At 39.4% G+C, this 19,623-nt stretch carries 18 protein-coding genes and 1 pseudogene; 6 read left to right on the forward strand and 13 right to left on the reverse strand.

Annotation, left to right across the window (positions count from 1 at the left end; genetic code table 11):
• Positions 1–39: 39 nt before the first annotated feature.
• From CC90_RS0109120 to CC90_RS0109130, 3 genes are all read right to left on the reverse strand, one after another.
• Entirely contained in the window at positions 40–972 is a 933-nt protein-coding gene (locus CC90_RS0109120) for a DUF932 domain-containing protein (protein ID WP_031390469.1), read from the reverse strand.
• Between the two features lie 643 nt (positions 973–1,615).
• Complete coding sequence (locus CC90_RS0109125) at positions 1,616–3,067, reverse strand: hypothetical protein (RefSeq protein ID WP_031390470.1); 1,452 nt, start codon at positions 3,065–3,067, stop codon at positions 1,616–1,618.
• A 201-nt stretch (positions 3,068–3,268) separates the two neighbouring features.
• Positions 3,269–3,976, reverse strand: a complete 708-nt coding sequence (locus tag CC90_RS0109130; RefSeq protein WP_031390471.1) for a hypothetical protein — start codon at positions 3,974–3,976, stop codon at positions 3,269–3,271.
• Positions 3,977–4,300: 324 nt separating this feature from the next.
• Here CC90_RS0109130 and CC90_RS22270 point away from each other — a divergent pair, with 324 nt between their 5' ends.
• A complete protein-coding gene (locus CC90_RS22270) occupies positions 4,301–4,645 on the forward strand; it encodes a helix-turn-helix domain-containing protein (protein WP_051869359.1) in 345 nt (114 codons plus the stop codon).
• 5 nt (positions 4,646–4,650) lie between these two features.
• Here the strand turns inward: CC90_RS22270 and CC90_RS0109140 are convergent, their stop codons facing one another.
• Positions 4,651–5,028, reverse strand: a complete 378-nt coding sequence (locus tag CC90_RS0109140; protein ID WP_031390473.1) for a hypothetical protein — start codon at positions 5,026–5,028, stop codon at positions 4,651–4,653.
• A gap of 392 nt (positions 5,029–5,420) precedes the next feature.
• On the reverse strand, positions 5,421–6,719 hold the full coding sequence (locus CC90_RS0109145; protein WP_031390474.1) for a DUF6076 domain-containing protein: 1,299 nt from the start codon (positions 6,717–6,719) through the stop codon (positions 5,421–5,423).
• Positions 6,720–7,036: 317 nt separating this feature from the next.
• Here CC90_RS0109145 and CC90_RS0109150 point away from each other — a divergent pair, with 317 nt between their 5' ends.
• From CC90_RS0109150 to CC90_RS24610, 4 genes and pseudogenes are all read left to right on the forward strand, one after another.
• Positions 7,037–9,052, forward strand: a complete 2,016-nt coding sequence (locus CC90_RS0109150) for a DEAD/DEAH box helicase (protein ID WP_031390475.1) — start codon at positions 7,037–7,039, stop codon at positions 9,050–9,052.
• Positions 9,053–9,207: 155 nt separating this feature from the next.
• Positions 9,208–9,381: a hypothetical protein gene (locus CC90_RS0109155; RefSeq protein WP_242843262.1), complete on the forward strand. Its 174-nt coding sequence runs from the start codon at positions 9,208–9,210 to the stop codon at positions 9,379–9,381.
• 99 nt (positions 9,382–9,480) lie between these two features.
• Positions 9,481–11,418: a recombinase family protein gene (locus CC90_RS0109160; protein ID WP_031390477.1), complete on the forward strand. Its 1,938-nt coding sequence runs from the start codon at positions 9,481–9,483 to the stop codon at positions 11,416–11,418.
• Positions 11,405–11,974 (forward strand): annotated as a pseudogene (locus CC90_RS24610) (ABC transporter substrate-binding protein); the annotation flags it as partial. The gene CC90_RS0109160 and the pseudogene CC90_RS24610, both read left to right, overlap by 14 nt.
• A gap of 88 nt (positions 11,975–12,062) precedes the next feature.
• On the opposite strand, the gene CC90_RS0109170 reads toward CC90_RS24610, so the two are convergent.
• The 7 genes from CC90_RS0109170 to CC90_RS0109200 all read right to left on the reverse strand — a co-directional run bounded on the left by CC90_RS0109170 (position 12,063) and on the right by CC90_RS0109200 (position 18,271).
• The gene (locus CC90_RS0109170; protein ID WP_051869360.1) at positions 12,063–14,102 is read right to left on the reverse strand and encodes a methyl-accepting chemotaxis protein; all 2,040 of its coding nucleotides are present in this window, start codon (positions 14,100–14,102) and stop codon (positions 12,063–12,065) included.
• A 772-nt stretch (positions 14,103–14,874) separates the two neighbouring features.
• On the reverse strand, positions 14,875–15,207 hold the full coding sequence (locus tag CC90_RS22275) for a LiaI-LiaF-like domain-containing protein (protein WP_035315279.1): 333 nt from the start codon (positions 15,205–15,207) through the stop codon (positions 14,875–14,877).
• Complete coding sequence (locus CC90_RS0109180; protein WP_051869361.1) at positions 15,176–15,823, reverse strand: hypothetical protein; 648 nt, start codon at positions 15,821–15,823, stop codon at positions 15,176–15,178. The genes CC90_RS22275 and CC90_RS0109180 overlap by 32 nt, the downstream gene beginning before the upstream one ends.
• On the reverse strand, positions 15,820–16,278 hold the full coding sequence (locus CC90_RS0109185; RefSeq protein ID WP_031390482.1) for a hypothetical protein: 459 nt from the start codon (positions 16,276–16,278) through the stop codon (positions 15,820–15,822). Before CC90_RS0109185 ends, CC90_RS0109180 begins: the two co-directional genes overlap by 4 nt.
• Entirely contained in the window at positions 16,275–16,784 is a 510-nt protein-coding gene (locus CC90_RS22280; RefSeq protein WP_031390483.1) for an RNA polymerase sigma factor, read from the reverse strand. The genes CC90_RS0109185 and CC90_RS22280 overlap by 4 nt, the downstream gene beginning before the upstream one ends.
• A gap of 429 nt (positions 16,785–17,213) precedes the next feature.
• Positions 17,214–17,600 (reverse strand): hypothetical protein, encoded by a 387-nt coding sequence (locus CC90_RS0109195; protein ID WP_031390484.1) that lies wholly within the window; start codon positions 17,598–17,600, stop codon positions 17,214–17,216.
• A 26-nt stretch (positions 17,601–17,626) separates the two neighbouring features.
• Complete coding sequence (locus tag CC90_RS0109200) at positions 17,627–18,271, reverse strand: DUF1836 domain-containing protein (RefSeq protein ID WP_031390485.1); 645 nt, start codon at positions 18,269–18,271, stop codon at positions 17,627–17,629.
• 469 nt (positions 18,272–18,740) lie between these two features.
• Between CC90_RS0109200 and CC90_RS0109205 the strand changes: the two genes are divergently transcribed.
• Positions 18,741–19,031 carry a YerC/YecD family TrpR-related protein gene (locus CC90_RS0109205; protein ID WP_031390486.1) on the forward strand — a complete coding sequence of 97 codons (291 nt, stop codon included), beginning with the start codon at positions 18,741–18,743 and terminating at the stop codon, positions 19,029–19,031.
• 171 nt (positions 19,032–19,202) lie between these two features.
• On the opposite strand, the gene CC90_RS0109210 is transcribed toward CC90_RS0109205, so the two are convergent.
• A complete protein-coding gene (locus tag CC90_RS0109210) occupies positions 19,203–19,622 on the reverse strand; it encodes a bactofilin family protein (protein WP_051869362.1) in 420 nt (139 codons plus the stop codon).
• Position 19,623 lies beyond the last annotated feature (1 nt).

Here is a 19,623-nt window from a genome sequence, read left to right on the forward strand (position 1 = left end):
AAAACAGGGCATGCAGAAGGAAACTGCATACCTCGTGATTCATGCTGCCAGAGCCATTTCATAGGCTTTATCGACCAAAGGATTTCCTTCGATCGTCTTGGCAAACATGTTTTCCCGATAATTGGCGGTGGCCCTGAGCGGCTCGGCATGGGTGGCAAAATCAGAGACCGCACAAAGAAAGCGGTACGCATTTTTTCCTACCTGCTTCAGGTCAGGCGCATCGAAGTAGCGAATTTTTAAATCTTCACGGATACGGGTCACATTTTTCCTGTGAATGTCCGTGGGTACTTCATCCATAGGAAGTAACAGGTCGATATACTCTGTCACTTTTGCATCACTCAGCTTGATTTTTGATAATCTGGAAAACTCCGTGCCCAGTCTGCCCATGTACTTTTCTGCCAGAAGCAACGTATTGTGTGCCTCATCCATCTTGTTTGCCAAATCCCCTACATGAACGGTGGACCATACCCGTTTGGCAGAGGACAGGGCAATGTTCAGAGTGTTCTGGCAGACCACACGGACCGGAGTCATGGCCGCCTTGATCGCGCCGCTTCCATCGTGGGAACTGGAAAATACCAAAAATGGTTCTATCTGTTCGCCTTCGATGATGTATTTGTCCGGGAGCTTGGCAAGGAGCCATATCTTACGCCCTTCCTGTAAAGAGCCTGCGGTTTCATACTTTACCCCCTCCCCTAACAGGGCATCGGTAAAGGCAAAGGCCTCTTCGTTCTGTACCACACGGTAACGGTCGGTAACTACGCCGAGGACCTTTTCATCCGTGTCCCTGATATTTGCTTTGTACCCGGGAACCGGAGCATAGGCATCGGTCATAATCGGACGTTGAATTACCTTCCAGTCCAGTCCCGACACCTGCAGGGCCTCTTTCGAACTTACCGCGGATTCGACACGGACACCAAGGCCGTGCCAGGGGGCTGTTCTTGTGTAAAACATTGTTTCTACATTTGCTGCCATTTTTTACATCTCCTATCTTTTTTTGTGTTGAGGAAAGCTGCCTTACAGCGGTATCTGCATTTCCCTTGAAGACAAACAAAGAACCTCCGTTATGGAAGCTCTCTGTTTGCGTTTTATGAAGTTTCACTATTGGTATCCGATGGGTCGTCCTTTTCATAAAAGGTCTTTATGATGGTGAGCAACACGGAAATGAACAATAAGACTGCATCAATTATTTTCTTCTTTTTCAACAGGAAACACCTCACTCTCTATGATGATTACTGTCTTAGAATATATAGTTGGAACATGACGTTATGCGATTGAATGCGTTCCTGTTCCTTAAATTTAGAAGTGACTTTCCCTGTTTAAAAGGGAGCCATTTCCTGTCTTCCACTTTTGGAACTGCTCAAATGCTTGAAAGCCGTTCTTCTTGCATGGAAAACACGGGGAGATAACAGTGTGTATCACTCCCAATCGATATGGACATTCAGGGCAAGGCGGCTTACTCCTCCATAATTTACTTTTACTCATTGCAATAGTTCTCCTTCTTATGCGTTCATGGTACCGATAAGAGGTATCTTTCTTTTTCCATAACATAACAGCCACCCTGATGGACTAAAATTTCTATCAGAATGGCTGTTTCTATAACTTTCTATGTAACGATTTAATAAACTAATGCGTAGATGCCGAATACATTGGCCGAAATGGTAACGGTATTGGGGTCGGAATCCATATCTTCAAATATAACGGCATTGCCGCTTGTGTCCCGACAGAGAATAGATAATGTTTTCCCTTGTAAATGCTTTGGCGTACCAAATACCATTGTGACAGGTTCCTTTGAATCCTTTATGGATGCAACCGTTCCCTGTGCCGTAATGGAATATATATCCGCATGAAAACAAGCCGCTACCGTTTTGCTTTGTGCACCTGCAAGTGTCTTCAGAGCCTCGTTAACTTCCTTATTCGTGCTGTCACAGAAATACGCACTGACATTGGTACTTTCACCCGCGATACCCAGCGCATTTTTCACATCATTTTGGGGAGTGGTAATTGCAGTTCCATCTACTGCTTTGGCAATGTATACTCCATGTATCGTGGAGGTAACCAAACTGCCATCAGCGAGAGATACCACATTGGTAGAAGTTTCTATCACTGTCGGCACTTCTGAATGACTACTTGTGGATGGATTGCTTTTACTATTATTAGATGCAGGTTCTGGGGTTTCATTTGGAGTTCCTTCTCCCATTAAAAACGCCAGATCATTATCTCTTAGGGCTTGTTCTCCGGTGTTTACTACTATCATTGATTTTTTAATGACTTCAGCTATTTCCGGATAAGATGTTTCCAAACCTGCATCCTGTCCCATTTCAGCAACAATTGTTCCGGCAATATAATCCACCCAGACACGAATGCCTTGTACATATGTACCCCACGTCACTTTATCAACATCCGATGGCATATTATCTAAATCCAAAGCCATGGTGTCAAGTTCCGAAGCCATGATCTCCCAACTATTAATATCAACGCTATCCCCTCTTGGGTTGGTAACAGTATCTCTCATTGGGAAGAATTGTCCTGCACTAATACATTGATTTACCGCAGACTTTAAATCCTTAATTGCTGTAGATACCTCACTTTTATTGAAGATTTCATCGCTAACGCGGAAACTAATTGTTACAGTTGTCCAATACATAGGAGGTTGTCCCAATTCATTAAAATACGGAACATCTATGTTGACTGAATAGAGTTTCGGGGTATTTAAAATAGATTGCACAGGTATTATTTTAAAACATGCAAGACTCTCACCGGGATTAATGAAAATATTATCTCCCTGACTGAGAGCATCCTCGGTCCAGTCTAATCTAAACCAGTCTCCGGTGTTTCCGGTAAAACGAAACTGAGTCTCATTGCCTAAACTTATCACTTCTGTCCCATTATTTGTAATAACGATGTCCTTCCAATCAGGCGGAGTTGCTCCTATCTGATAATCTTCAAAAATAACATCACTTCCTACCGCCGAGATACCATTTGCCATGACGGGAATTGGCAGCATTGTCACAAGTAATAATGTAGATAATAGTGCCGTAATTAACCTTTTGTTTTTTAGTGCTTTCATTTCTTTCTCCTTTTGTTTGCTTGTTTTTTGTATGTTTCATAACAAATAACTTTCGGTAAAAATCTTCTTTTTATGTCTACTTACATTTATTCGTAAATTTCAATTCTGCCGATATTCTAGCGAATGTCTTTTTGCCTTTTTCATATACCGCATTTAATATGTAATTACTAATGTTATGCGGTAATTCTTTCCCTTTTCTGTTTATTGATAACTAAGAACCGTTTTAACTTCATCGAAAGAATATGGAACATCCCACGTTATTGTCCATCCTCTGATAACAAGTCCAGTAAATGTTCGATTCTCGTAATCAACTGATAATACAAATATCTCATCATCGGGAACTACTACCTTCTTTTCTTTCAACCATGCTCCATTCTCATAATCAACACCTGTCGTAATCCAACTATATGGCTCAATGTTATTAACATCTATCGAGCTTATAAGAGGATACGTTTCCTTTTCCCCATATATCTCTTTACTCATTAAATGTATTAGCGCACGTCTCCATGCAAGTTCATAGGTCAAAGAACCCTCGGTTTTTATTCCATCTACAGTAAACGAAGAATATGTGACGGGGATTCGAATAGTGCCATCCCACGTACTCCCATGAGGATAAAGCTTTCTCATTTTCGCTATGGCTTTCTCTGCTTCTGCATTAACTTCTACCGCTTTTGAATCAGCCGTTGCTTTTCTTCCCTCATTTTTACCATACTCAACATAATGCTGATACAGCTTGTCTGTCTCAGTTCCGAATACCTCAATAACATCCGGATATGTTCTCGCATAATACTCAGGGTCAAACATGGTTCCATCTTTCATTTTTTGAGGAGATGCCTGAGCGGTTAACGAAACGGTAAAGCTGAGTGCAAGCGCTAAAGTCATTAATAATAAAGTTTTTTGTTTTTTCATAGTCTTTCTTCCTTTCCTACTAAGAATTTATCATGTACTTTCCGTACCATTGTTATAATATATCTTTGGATTTGTAACATATCCGGTAATTATGGAATGACTATGCGGCATATGAATAACGTAATTAAAGTTGTTATTTATGATATATCCCCTTGCTTATAATTGATTATATTTCCAGTAAATCAGATAAATAAAACCATATGATTTATTATTTATTATAATAAATATATCGCAAACACTTCTTATAGTCAACAATATATCATATAGACCGTTAAATCTTTTATTCAGTTCGCTTATCCTTTATTTAGTAAAGGAGATGAAATAATGTATACGATTGATTATAAGGAACTTGGAAAACGCATTCGCTCAGAACGTCGAAAACAAGATTTGACACAAGAAAAGTTAGCGGAGATGGCAGACATAAGCGAATCCTTCATGGGACATATTGAGCGGGGCGGACGAACATTAAGCATAGAAACATTGGCTAAAATAGCCAATGCTCTGAATCTGAGTATTGAGTATATTATTTGTGGAGAATTTAATTATCGGCCGGATATGCTCCCGTCGGAAATAAATGATGCTTTAAATCAAATGAGCAGCAGTCAGCGTAAAGTATTTTTGAATATAATGAAGACATTGGCTGCATCCTCTGATATGTGGCCTGTATAAAAATACTAATGCTTTAGATTTATAATGTTTATTTTTGCATAAGGACGATAATAAAAAGCAATTCGTAAGTCCTGGAACAGAAAATGATGTTGGAACTCCATATATATGAGGCCATCTGGTTTGCGTACCGGCTCATCGTCTTCCTGCATATCTTTTAAGTATTGCGAAACCTTGGCATTATACAAATGATTGAATTCATCCATAACATAGAAAGTGAAATCTTCTATTCCGACCATCGTTGATGTGCCACTTTTTTCTTTCACTGTAATGCTAAATGTCAGCATCAGTGCGTCAAGGTCATGTTCCAATGGACTTTCCAACAATACGCTGACAGAAATATTTTCATCGTTGTAGGCTCCGTCATACCCTAAGTTTTTTAACATAGCTTAATTCCTCCTTTAAGTAGAAAAATCACTCTGACATATATGCAGAATGATTTGTTATTATATAACTTATAATATATAAAAAAGTTTACTCAAAATCCTTTTATCTTGATATATTCATCTCAAGGGGGATATGGCGAACTCAAATAAAAGAATTTCCATCGTGAGCAGGACATTTCAAAGCGAACGATTGGCGTGCCGTCAGACAAAAGGCATCTGATATCTGGTAAACAACAAGGGGTTAATGCAAAACTTCGCTAGGGCAGATTTCCCGCTCTGTTCCCGTTAGTGATAGCCATTTCATGAACGATATCAGACAGGAATATTCAGTTACTAACGACTAAATAAACAATGACTCTCCGAAATTTGGAGGGTCATTGTTCTAAAGATATTTACTTTTTGAGCCATTTTTCAAATTCGGAACTTTCCAGTATACCAGCTCTGGCTTCATCTAACTTTTCCTTTGCCTCCTTTTTCCATTTCGAAAAGGCATCTCTAGTAAAAGTATCGTTGTTAATCCGCTTATAATGGGTTTTATAGGCTCTATTATATAGCTTTAATGGATAGTCGGTTTCAAGTTTATTATCAAACGTACTCTTTGATCCAATTATATTGCAAGCTTTTTCTTCCCCTTCGGCCACACGAAAACAATATCTCATATTCAGATTTGTTACAATAAAATACCGGTCACAGTGTTTACACTTTCTTATAATAGTATTTGTTTCTATCATCTTTAATATTTCAAGGAATAAAAGCTGATATAAATCAGTAATTTTATACTCTTTATGTATTTCATTGCTTGGAATCTGGCCTGCACATTCAATAGCTTTATCTAATGCAGCCAGAGCCTTTTGCGTAATATCACTTGGATTAGCATGAAAGTTAATAAGTTTACTGTCTAGCGAGGAAAATGCATTTTTCTTTTCTTCTATAAACTTCCATTGTTGGGTATATTCTAAGTCATCATCATATTTAGCAGGGGCAATTAGGGATAGCTTTTGAGTAACATGTATTTCTTTTCGATTGGATGAAGTATTAAATATAGTTGCATAGAGCCATACCCGTTGAGGTATTATTAAATCCTGCATACCGGTAGCAGAGATGTCTAATACCCAATAAAGAATACGCATTACCATATCTTGTATCTTTAACTCACTGATAGATTCCTTAGCTGGAACGTTGAGTATGTGCGGAGGTTGAAGGCCAAAGCCTTCCTCTCCATCATCGCCGACAATTTTTCTATATTCATCATAATAAACATCTGCAGATACATCATGTCTATTAGTCAGTTCCTCAAACCTTTTTGTATACCAGACTCTGTCATATATAGGATCAAAGATAGGCGTTTGTCCCTCTCTATAACTCGACTTAATCAAAAGAGCATTTAAATATTCTCCTATCATCCTAACAAATACTTCTTTCTTGTTATACCTGTAATAGGGATGGATACTAGCCAAAAATTCGCTGATCACTTCACTATCCGTATCTGTGTATTGATAATTATTCAATATAAATGTAGTAATATCCATTTTTTTAACAACGTATTGCTCCAGTAATTCAGGCAATTCAGATAATCTTTTATTAGAAACATAGTTAAATAAAAGATTGTGCTGCTTATCTTCAGCAAATCGGAGAATTCCCCTATCATCAATAAATTTATACCCGTCATCTGTAAATCTAACTAAAGCCATAAAATAATCCTCCTTTAAAAGTAGAATGTGGTATTAACCCAAAAGTAGAATGTAGCTACTTACTATTAATTACAATATAAGTTATTGACAATGACTTGTCAAGAAAATATAATGAGGGAATCCTATAAAATGTTGTTATATTCTGCTATATGATAAGTACAATAAAAAAGAAGCTCGTATCCTTATTGATGCCTTTAAATCCACCATTGGCTAACGGATTAATTGCTAATTGATAGAGGATTTTTGCTTTATGTACATTGCACTTATTTATATATAGGGATATGTACAATGTACAAATCAAGGAAGGAGAAAAAATAATGATTTGTATTGATAATTTTCGTAATCTTACCAAAGAGGAAGAAAAGGATTATCCTTTTAAAATATGTGAACAGTGCTGCTTCTGTAAGGAGTGCGAACTTATTAACGATCATATGGTTAGTCTAATTCAAGCTTGCACCTTATGCTTGGACGAAACAGCTAAATCGCTTCGTTCTACGGTACACCTTCCGGTTCATATACGGGATGTATGGGAAGATGGAATATGTCCTATGAAAAAGTTCAACCAGATTGCATGTGGTGATCAGTGGGTTGCTAAGGGTATTGGAGATGATTTCAAGGCAGACATCAAGTACGATTATAAAAAAGAGCAATTTAAGGTAATTCAATCGTCTGATAAGAAAAATTGTGTGACCGATAAATGGGAACCAAACCAACCCATTATCATATCAGCACCTACAGGAGGTGGTAAAAATACCTTCATTGAGCATGAATCGTTTGAATATGTTAGAAAGCTGAATCATCAAAACAAAACTGAATATAAAATTTTACTTTTAAGCAATCGCAGAGCGCTTACAGAACAAACAAAAAACCGGATTAAAAAAGGTGAGGCAAAAGAGGACAAAATCAATTTTGACTACAGAGAATATATTAACGTTATGTCATATCAGAGTCTTCTGAATCAAGTCGAACATTTGAAAAATGTGCAGGCTTGTAGTAGATCAAAATATCTCTTTGTAGTCTGTGATGAAGCACACTTTTTTACTTCGGATGCTTCCTTTAATCCGGATACCGAGAAAATTTTAGAAGCTATTGTTGATATATTTCAAGATGCAATAAGAATATATATGACAGCTACCCCTTATGAGTGTTTGAAATATATTGAGGAAAAAGAATCCCGTAATGATAAATATATACCGGGAATATTGTATCATTTCAAACGCGATTACAGCTATCTCGATGCCAAATATTTCTCAGATGAGAATACGGAGCTTAAAGATATTATTAAAAAAAGTGTTATTAACAAGAACGAAAGATGGCTGGTTTTTATTGACAGCAGGAAGCAGGGAGCTGCCTTCAAAAAGCTATTGGAGAAGGATGACAAGATATCCTCTTTAAAAGGACGGGTAATCACTATTGATGCAGACAGCAAATATAATGATGAGAAGTATCAGGAGATGATTGTTAGTGAATGCTTCGGTAAAGACATAAACGTGGTGATTGCCACATCTGTTATTGATAACGGAGTCAATTTCAGAAACATACAAAATGTTGTTATTACAGATACAGATCGCACCAAATGCCTTCAAATGGTCGGCAGGATCCGAATAGAAAAGGACCTTGTTACAAAAAGCCCCTGCAGTAAGGTCACTATGTATATTAAGAGACATGATGAGATTTTTATTTCAAGACGTCTAAATGCAATCGGTATTCAGCAGGATGCCTATCATGATTATGATATGGCAGCCGAATCAAAAAATTATAAATGGCAGTTCTTTAATAAATATAAAGACAATGATCTAGAAGATTGGAAAAATTCTAAGCATTGGTTCGGCAGGGATAAAATGGAGCCAGATCGATTATATCAAAATAAGATTGCCCGTTCGCTGGCAGATAAGCGAGAGCGTATATATAAGTCAATTTTAGAAGAAATGGAAGAAACAGGTAAAGAGAATATGGTTACTGGACAGAGGTATCTGGAATTTCAGCTCAGCTGGTTTGGCAAAGAGTACATCCAAGAGAATGATATAACATTGAGCGGGCAAAAGCATGATGGTCAAATAGAATTTGAGCAGTGGATAAAAGAAGAATGGGGAAATAAGAAAATAACGAAAGAAGAACACAAGAACTTCGGAAAAGAATTCTTTGAAAGATATCATCCCATATTTGGTATATGTACTAAAAAACAAGGATTTAGTTCTGACGACAACAGGGGGGAAAACGGTCCAAAAACGGCAGGCTATAGCCTCAAAAGAATTAATGAAATCTTTCAAGTCATGAATATGCCTTTTCGCATAAATGAAGAGGACGGTTACTGCACTATCTCCATGGTGTGAGATAAAAAAGTATATATTCATGCTGAGTATATCTATAGCCTGGCCGAATGTCCCTCAAATCAAATAATCTATGCAAAGTTATTTTCCGGACAAACAAATTTCATATTTTATCTCATATATTAACAACAAGATAGAGAAGGAGAATGTGGCACGCAGTGGAAAAACCTACATATTATCTCTGGAAACAGAATTACAATACTGAAGAGGAACTCCAAAAGGCAAAAGATAAATATATCAAAAATGGTTTTCGTGTAGTCATATATCGAGATGGTCAGAATGAAAAAAACATTCAGGAAGGTATTAAAGCATTAATTAAAAACCATATATAGAATATAATCGTTGATAAAATTGACATTTTTTACATTCTACTATACTATTTATTTACATGATAATTTATGATATTTTTTTAGAAAGGTACAACTAATTATATGAATGCTGGTTATGTTAGGCTGTCACGGGATGATGATAAAAGGAACTATGTCTCGATTGAAAATCAAAAATTGATTATAAACCAATATGCCGCTTCGATAAATATGGTAATTGACCAATGGTATGAAGATGACGGGGTGTCAGGTTATAAATTTGACCGCCCCGGATTCAATCAGCTTATGGATGATTTAGATAAAGATATTGACGTTGTGTTCGTCAAAGATTTTTCCCGCTTAGGACGGCACAACGCAAAAGTACTGCTTCTCATAGATGAATTTCAAGAACGGGAAAAACGATTAATTGTAATTGATGATAATTATGATTCTTTAGATCCAGACGATGATGTTATCGGTATCAAAACATGGTACAATGAACGTTACGTAAAAGATGCCAGTAAAAAGATAAAAAGTGCATTAAATGCACGTCAAAAGGAAGGAACCCTGATGACACACGTACCTTTTGGATATAGACGAGATAATAAAAACAGAAAAAAGATTGAAATTGTCCCGAACGAAGCGGAATATATTAAAATGGTTTTCGAACTTTATATTCAAGGATCCGGATACCGTAAGATTGCTAATTATTTATCGGAACACAATATTCCCACCCCATCCATGATACGCCGTGAATGTGAACTGCTGGAAGGAAAGAATACAAAGCGTCATGTTGCGGATGAATGGTCCGATGGTATGGTAAAAGATATGCTGGGAAATGACTTCTACATAGGTACCTTGCGTTTGCACAAACGTGCAAGAGTTACCATTCATGGAAAAGATAAAAAGGTTCCCAGAGATGAACAATATATTTTCGAGAATAACCACCCTGCTATTATTGATAAAATGACATTTGAACTCGTACAGGAAATAAAAGAAAAGCGTTTGAAGAGCAACTATAGGGGCAGCCATGGACAATGGATTGGGACAGAGATTCCCAATCCCTTTGGCAGCTGCCTGTTCTGCAAAGACTGCGGAAGCCGTCTATCTCCCATTCTCCGTAAAACAGGAAAAGGCGAAAGGAAATATTACATTTGCAGCAGATACAATACAAAAGGAAGGCAGCACTGCCCCAAAGCGCATCTCATTGTAGAATCAAATTTGATGGAAGATGTTATCCGATATATTCAGTTATGCCGAAACTCATTATGTGAAATGATTTCAGCATATGATATGAAAGATTTTGAATCTGAGAAGAAGTCACTGGATGATAAACGAATGGATCTGCAAAATAGCATTGCAGAACAGAAAAATCAATTGAAGGCATTATTATCACAAAGAATAAGGGATATTTCCAATCATCCTGACAATGAAGATATCATTAATGAAAGCTACGAAGCATTACAAAGCGATATTTTATCACGCATACACGGATTGGAATTAAAGTTCAGAGGATTGAATGAAACCTCACTGGAAACTCCTGAGGTGAAGAAAAAATTAAAAACTGCATTAGAGGTTGTTGACGAAATAATCCAAAAAGGCACTCTCCATCGGCCGGATATCGAAATATTAATTGAGCGTATAGAGGTTGATGAAAATGGATTGCCGGATATACAATTAAAATATGGACTCTCCGGGTTTATTAAATATAACCCCGCTCTCGAAGCAAACCGTATCGAGAACACGATCATATTAACTGCCATGAAATTAATCAGAGCGGATAACAGAGGATATACTTCTGCTAAATATCTATCTGCCAAACTAACGGAAGCCGGATTCAGCAAGTCAAAAAAGGCTGTGCTTCCTTATATTGGACTGCTGATAGATGAAGGCATCTTAGAACCCACAGATAACCCATTAAAGCCGTATACGGTCCTTGTAACGCAGGAAGAACTGAATACACTTATCGTAAAGTTTCAAAAGGATATTTCATCTGTCAATCCTATTGATACTGTATGTGATTCGACTTTACATAAATATGAGGGCGACAGGCGGAATGCCTGAAATGGTTTTCGAATACATCCTGAAGAAAAATAATATCGATCCAAAAACCGACTTAAGCATCGACCAAAGCATTGACTTCGGTTCCACAGCTGCAGCTTTTTCCGGAGGGCAAGGTGATTTTACTATTGAATTCGAGCCTCACGCCACCGCTCTAGAAGCAAAGGGTGACGGCTATGTAGTGGCCTCTTTGGGCAAAGATTCCGGCTATGTTCCTTACACCGCTTTCAGCGCAAAGAAGAGCTATATCGACGCCAATCCCGAAATCCTCCAGTCCTTTACCAACGCCCTGCAAAAAGGAATGGACTATGTAAACAGCCATACGCCTGAGGAAATTGCCAAGTCGATAGCTCCGCAGTTCAAGGAAACAGATTTGGACACTATTACCGCCATCGTTACCCGTTACTACGACCAGGATACGTGGAAAGATAATCTGATATTCGAAGAGGATTCCTTCACCCTGCTTCAAAACATTCTGGACGAAGCGGGTGAGTTATCGGAGCGAGTTCCTTATGATACGCTGGTTAACACCCAGTTCGCGAAAGAAGCGGCAAAATAATCTCGCACAGCCGCAAAAAAAACAGGAGGGCACCCGATGTACATTTTCCCATCGGGTGCCCTTTCCTTCATAGCCGGAAATCTCATATTTATTTTAATTTAAGCCACGCGATTTCTTCCTGCATCATCTGGGCCTGTGCCGCCAACTCCTCGCTGGAAGCAGAGCTTTCCTCCGCCGTGGCCGCGTTATTCTGCACTACCGATGCAACCTGCGACAAGCCCCTGTTAATATGCTCAATAGCTCTCGTCTGCTCTGCGGAAGCCACTTCCACCGCCTTAGTCGTCTGCTCCACAAATGCCGTGGTAGCCTCAACGCTTTCCAATACTTTAGCCGTTTCAGCGGAAATCCGTTTTCCATCCGCAATGGATTCTACTGCATGATTTATCAATTCGTTCGTCTGCTTTGCTGACTGAGAGGCCTTCTCCGCAAGGATGCGCACCTCATCGGCAACTACTGCAAAGCCTTTGCCCGCTTCTCCGGCCCGTGCTGCTTCGATTGCGGCGTTTAACGCCAGCAGATTCGTCTGGGATGCGATATCCTGCAAGGATTTTGTGATACCTGATATTTTCTCGGAGTCCGCGCTGATCTGGTCCATAGCATCCTCCAGCTTCTTCATATGCGCATTACCTTCCTGTACGCCTTCTCCTGTCTGTTTTACGTACTCCGATGCTTTTTTCATATTTTCGATATTTTTCTCGGACTGTACTGCTACCGAAGCAACCGATTCGTTCAGTTCCTCCACCGATGCCGCCTGATCGGACGCACCGACAGCCAACTCCTGCGCCGCCGCTGCCAACTGCTGCACTCCGCCGGACATCTGGTCTATTGAGTTTCTAAAGTTCGCAAAAATCTGGTTTAAGTTAGTAATAATACCCTCAAGTGCCGTTTTTATCTCGATGAAATCACCATGATACTCCAGATTCGATACGACAGTACAATCTCCCTTTTCTAAGGAGCTGAGCACGGAAGAAGTCTCACTGATGATTTCACTCAAGGAATTTACCGTAAGTGTCAGCGAATGGGACAAGGTTCCTATTTCGTCCTCACTATTATACTGAGGGACTTCCGAATGCAAATCGCCCTGTGCCAGAAGCTCTAAACGCTTCACCATACTGATAATAGGATTTACAATTGGATTGGCAATCTTCTTCATAAGGGATGCTGCAACGAATACCGAACATACAAAGAGAATCAGGGTAATTACAAGGGAGATATATAAATTTTTCATAAGTTCCGATGTCTTTACCGCAACACCCATGGACCAGCCGTCAGTACCGGGAATTGCCGTATAACCTATCGTCATCATCGCTCCGTTCAATCTGGCCGTACTCGTTCCGGTTTCACCCGCCGTCATCTTCTGAATTACCGATGCCACATTTGCATAAGAGGAATCAGTCTTCGCCAACTCGATATAGTTGGTCTGACTTTCTACGACCTCCTGATTTCCGTGAGCTATAATCTTGCCGTTCTTATCCGTAATGAAGCCATAGCCGGACTTTCCAATTGCAATGTTCTCCACCATCCCGCTGAAAATATTGCTGTCCAGCGTAGCAATTGCGATGCCGTCAAAACCGGTATGAAGCTTTGCGGACACGATAAGCACCGTTTTTCCGGTGGCATTGTTGACCTGCGTGGTAGATATGTAGGTATGTCCTGCCATGGACATCGCAAAGTATTCCTGATCAGCCACATTCGTTCCATCCGTGGTTTCTCCCGTGGTATCCGCTATCGAAAGGGTATCGAAGCCGTATTCATTAGCCAGACGTCCCATAAGGTCAATTCTGCGTTCCAGAGATTTCTTTTGATCCACTATGGAAGTGTCATCTATCATCACGGCCATCCTGGTCGTATAGACCCGGATCGCATTTTGCACGGATTGACTATAGGCCGCCGTCGTTTCCTGAATACGCATATTCATATTGCTTACTGCATCGCTATATAAGAGCACTCCGCAGACCACTCCCCATATGAGCGACAGCGCAGTTACCACCATTGCACTGGTCACCTGCAGCCTCATTTTAATTGACTTTTTTCCTGAAAGTTTCTGAAATAACTGAATTTTCCCCGTTCTTTCCATCTTCTCGATTTTTTTAGTCTTCCTAAGTTTCCATTCAGTTTGCTTCCGCATCCCACTCTCCTCCTTGGCTATCTTTTATTTTATAAAGCATATGGACAAAGCTTTGCCCTCTGCCAATACTTTCCAACTTTCTTTTCCACAAAAAAAGTTATGCCTCGGTAGCGGCAGGTGTATCGTGCGAACACCTCCCTATCGGGCATAAATCTCAATACCTATTGTCTGTAAATATCCCCTAATTCTGTTTTCATAATAAAACGTCCAATCCTCGTTCGTCTCGCCGATTTATTAAAAGCTTAAGCTTACCGCTTCCGTCTCTTCTTTAAAATCATTTCTAAGATTATTATATGTAAGAAATTTTTTTACTTGCTGTCGAAACACTTACATAAAAGTCGTCAAAATTTAAAAATCCATAATTTTTTTCTTTTATTGCGTATTTTTCATGTCTTCTAAATTCAAAATTGAATAATTCTACGGCTTTTTTTGATTTTTTTTGAAATTTTTTAGCAATTTCTTTATTATTAATTTAATACGCCAACATAAAAAAGTCAATCCCTATCCTGCAACTTTGTAAAATAATTTTATTAAAGTTTCCATTGGCAAGGATTACAAAAGCTTTTTTCAAACCTTTTCTTCTTTTAATATCTTTATTTTTATTAAATTTTATTCAAAAAAACACTTGCATAAAAGCCGCTGAATATGGCCTTTTGCAAGTGTTGACTCGCTAATTTATATGGTTTGAAGTTAGTCCTTCAAAAATCTGCCGTTTATTTTCCACTATGATCCAAAGCAGGAAATGAATTTTCTTTACAGCAATGATTCTCATTTACATGATGTATCCAAACTGTATAAAATAATCCACCGAAGCCATGAGCATTGCGAAGAAGCTCAGGCAAATCATCAAAAATATTGCTGCTTTATCATAGATGAACTGAATGCTGCCTTCCTTAGCGGCCTCCGCTCTGGATGCCTTGTAATTGCCTGCCAGCACCTCCAGACCTAAAAATATGAAAATGAAGGGCCACAACTTGAATATCATATGGTAATTCAATTGGGGAATAAAAATATTGATTAAAAACAATATCCCGAACATCACTAACAAAATACCGCAGGTCATCGTGCCGACCCTATGTGTTTGGGTTATCTGATTTTGTTCCATCCTGACTCCCTTCCGATATTTCTTCCGGCTCAGCTGTCTGTACAGTTTCACCTTCCGCCATATCCTTCTGTGTGCTTTTACTTTCCTCCGATTCGATATCTATGATAATTTCATTTAAAGTTTCCTTTTTTCCTTTGATCATATAAAAACCCGCTATAATAATTCCTATTCCGACAGCTATGCGGGGGAGCGTATAGGCCACTGCATATGCAGCTCCCGGCAGATAAGAATAGCAAATATCCATGAACTCGTTCCACAAAAGGATGACACCTATCGCTATAAGCACCGCGGCAATTATCTTCCTATGCTTTCTGGCACTTTCTTTATCTATCTTAAAAAATTTATCCAAATTAAATAAATATTCATCCTTTGTCCCCGCAAGCTCTGCTTCGGAAAGCCCTGCCAGATTATTCACGTGGAAGAAGCTGTAAAACCATATGATACCTGCAATACATAAAATAAATCCCAGCTCAAGAATCTGCATAAGCGCCATCGCTCCAAAAAACAGCGCCATAAGACTTACTCCCATCTTCATAAATCCTAAATACATCTCACCCGCTCCCGGAATGAGCGAAAAACAAAATGTCCAAAATCTGCTCTTTTTTCTTCTAATCATCCTATTTTACCTCCATCTTTTAATTTCAGGCCGTTCCATATACGGAAAAGCTCTTCCGATTTCGTATCGATTACTTCCTTCCAATCGTTTTTTTGAGTTCTCTCAAGCAGCTTTTTATTTCTTTCCTCATGCCTTTCCATGTTCTCATCTATCCTGCGCTCAACCTTGCTTCTATCTGCCAGGGCGGAACCTGCGGAGAAGTCCATGGGCACTACCGTCAGACAGAATACTGCTACCGCCGCTGCCGTGCAAATTTTTAAGCTGTACGCTATGAACTGCAGCTTTGCCGCCCGCTTCCGCTTTTCGGCATCCAGAGAAATCACTTGGATTCCCCGCACAACATCCATGATGTGGTCTTTTAAATATACCGGAGGCGCGACCAGCCCGCCGCTTTCCACCTCTGCAATCAAGTCGTTTAACTCTTCCTCGCTCAAATATCCACGCTCTTCCTTCATGCGCTCTTCTCCTTTCCATACAGTTTTCTTAACATATCCCGCGCCCTGTAAATCTGTGTCTGCACAGTTTTTATATTCTCGTTCCTCTTTCTTGCGATTTCCTCCGCTTTCATCTCGTCATAATAGACAGCTTTAGCGATTTCATCGTAGGGAGGTTTTAACTTACTGCAATATTTAAGCAGCCGCTCCCGCACTTCTTCCTCCAGACATAATTCCTCGGGAGAGCCTCTTGTCTCGCTTTGCTGCTCGAAAAATGCGTCCTCTGTGGGCACCGCTTTTCTGCCGGCGCTTCTTAAATAGTCGATGCTTTTATTGGTCGCAATTCTGCACAGCCAAGCCTTTTCATTGGTACCTTCAAAGCCATCCAAGCCTTTGTATGCAGCCAGAAATGACTCTTGCGTTAAATCCTCGGCAGCGAAATAATCCGCCGTCACTTTATAACAGATAGAAAAAACAAGGTTCTGATAAGTATCAATCATCGCCGACAGCCGTTCTTCTTTATTCATCTGATTAATACTCCTCACCCCTTCCTTTTTCCTCTTTCATTTATTATAACGCAGCATCACTTACAAAATCTTCAACTATTTTCTTTTATTTTTATGTCATGTGGAAGGCAGCGCTCTCACGCGTTATCCTGGTAAGGGGCTTCATATGATAGAGCAAAAGTATGCTTCACACACTCCTCGCGGCCAAATACTTTGGCAGCACAGCTTTTGTTCCGCGCACGTAGCTGCGCACCCATTTTTAATGTAATAGAAGCACTTTCCTATTACACAAAAAAAGAATTGCCGAAAATACTGACAATTCCAATACTCATCTTATTCTATTTCTATACGCCATATATTCCGATTCTATTCCTAGTCTGTCTCCAATTTCTGATCACCTTCTATACCGTTCCACTTTCGCGTCCAATCAATTCTTATTCTATATTTATTTCAGGACTCGAAAATGCTCTGTAGAAAAGCTACTAACTCCTCATACTTCACAATGAGGACTTCATAACCTGCGCTTACCCTCTCCGCATCACCTTCCTTCACAGCTATTTCCTGCTCTGCGGACAATGCCGAAAGCTCCATCGCTCCGATTGCGAGCATCGCATGTTTAAGCCCGTGTACCTCGATATGATACCTCTTGTAATCTCTTTTTTCCATGCTGCTTCTGATGATTGGAATCTTTCTTCTGCCTTCCTCCATAGCTGTTTTTAATACCTCAATATACAAATCCATATCATCCGCGCATATTTCCATCGCCTGCTCAATATCGAATTCCTTTTCCTCAAGCAGTCTCGCGAGTTCTTTCCAATCCCTCGTTTTATCCCCCATAAAAATCTCCGTATATTCAAGTCTTTTTATTTTTGTTCCGGTTCTGTCTTTTCTCTCTTCGTATCCTTTTTCTTGCCGTCCGCTGCTTTTCCGAAACTGTCTACCATCTTCTCGATTAACAGCTTTTTTACGTATACGTCAAAGCTCAGCATACAGATAAAAGAAAACAACTGTAAAAATTCCCTGCTTTCCTCAGGCGCATCTGCGAAGGTATCTTTCGACACATGAAATTTGCCAATCACGTCTTCCTTCAGAGTATCCACCTGATCCTTTTCCAAGCTGAATACTTCCTTGTATATATTCGAAAGCCCAAACTCTTCATTGCCAAAAAAGCGCCGGCTCAGAGGGTTCAACAATGTCTGAATATCGCTGATTGTCAATATTCCTTTATAATAATAAATAAAAATTAAAAGCAGTATGTGCTCCTTCGAATATTTTTTCTTTTCCGGAGGCGGCAGCAAATCATTTTTGGCATAATTATTAATCATCGTCTTTGTTAAGATCTTATCATCTTCCGGGTTTCTCGTCGCACTCTTTAACTTCTTATCCATGAACGTCGTAACCTGATCCATATATAAGTCTATGTTGGGAATATCCTCCAGCTTTATATACTGTATACGATCCAGACTTTCTATTATGCTATTTAACAAATCATCCTTATCAATCGTCATAATAACACCTCTATGCTTTATTATATAGTATTAAAAACCACATGGCAAGCATAAACTTCGATTCCTACTTAGCACCACAATACTTTTGTTATTGTTTACACAGTAGCTTAACACTTGCTGTCAAGCTACGTAAGAACGTGATTGAACAAAAAGTGTGCTCGTGTACTTCCGCAGACAAATACTTTAACAGCGCAGCTTTTGTTCTGCGCGCGTAGCTGTATATTTATCTTTCTTTAATAGGGGCACTTTACTATTAAAGAAATGATTTCTGCTTCGCAGAGCGAATTTACATGCAAAAAATTTTGCATTGTAAAAATTCTGCAATGCAGAAATCATGCGTTGCTGAAAGCGGAATGACCCGTAACGTACTTTTTAAGTCTCTTCTTTACTTTACGACTTTAATATGATAAAATAAATTATATTTAGCTGTAAAACTTTAAAGCAGAAAAGTATTCGGAGGTACTGCAACATGAATAAAAAAATAAGGACGGACGCTGTCGACCATTTATTTGATGGCTTTCTTAGTTTGAAGGATAAGGAAGAATGCTATAGCTTTTTCGAAGATTTATGTACAGTCAACGAATTGTTGTCCCTTTCACAGAGATTCGAAGTGGCTGCCATGCTCCGCGACCATAAAACCTATCTGGAAATCGCGGAAAAAACCGGCGCTTCTACTGCTACCATCAGCCGGGTTAACCGTTCGCTTAACTATGGTAACGACGGCTATGAATTAGTATTTGGAAGAATGGATGCAAAATAACAAAAAATCACTTCAGCAATATCGCCGAAGTGATTTTTTTATATAATAGGAAAGTGCTCCTATTACATAAACCATAGATGCGCAGCTACGCTCGCGGAACAAAAGTTGTGCTGCCAAAGAGCTTGGTCACGAGAGTGTGCGAAGCACACTTTTGTTCTTTTCTGGTTCAGCTTATTTCTTTTCCGCCGTATCTTCTTTTCCGGCTTCTGTCTTAAGTGCAGCAGCCTTCAGGATGGGTTCCTGCGTATTCATCGTACACTGTCCCTGGAAAACGGCATTCTCATCGATGATAAGGCTCTTCGTCTTGATGTTGCCATTAATCCTTCCGGTAGCAGACACTTCGATTCTTCCGTTTGAATCCATATCTCCTTCGATTGTACCGCTTACCATAATGCTGCTTCCCTTCACATTACCGATAATCTTACCGGGAGCGCTGACGATCAAGATTCCTTCCGAACTAACATCGCCCTTTACCGTTCCCTCGATGCGAATCGTTTCCTTTGAGGTAATATTTCCTTCCATTACCATATCCGCACCTATTACGCTGCTTATTTTTGCATTTAAATGTTCCGTAGTCTTTTTACCCAACATA

Origin of the sequence: Kineothrix alysoides (assembly GCF_000732725.1) — a bacterium.
GTDB classification, from domain to species: Bacteria; Bacillota; Clostridia; order Lachnospirales; family Lachnospiraceae; genus Kineothrix; species Kineothrix alysoides.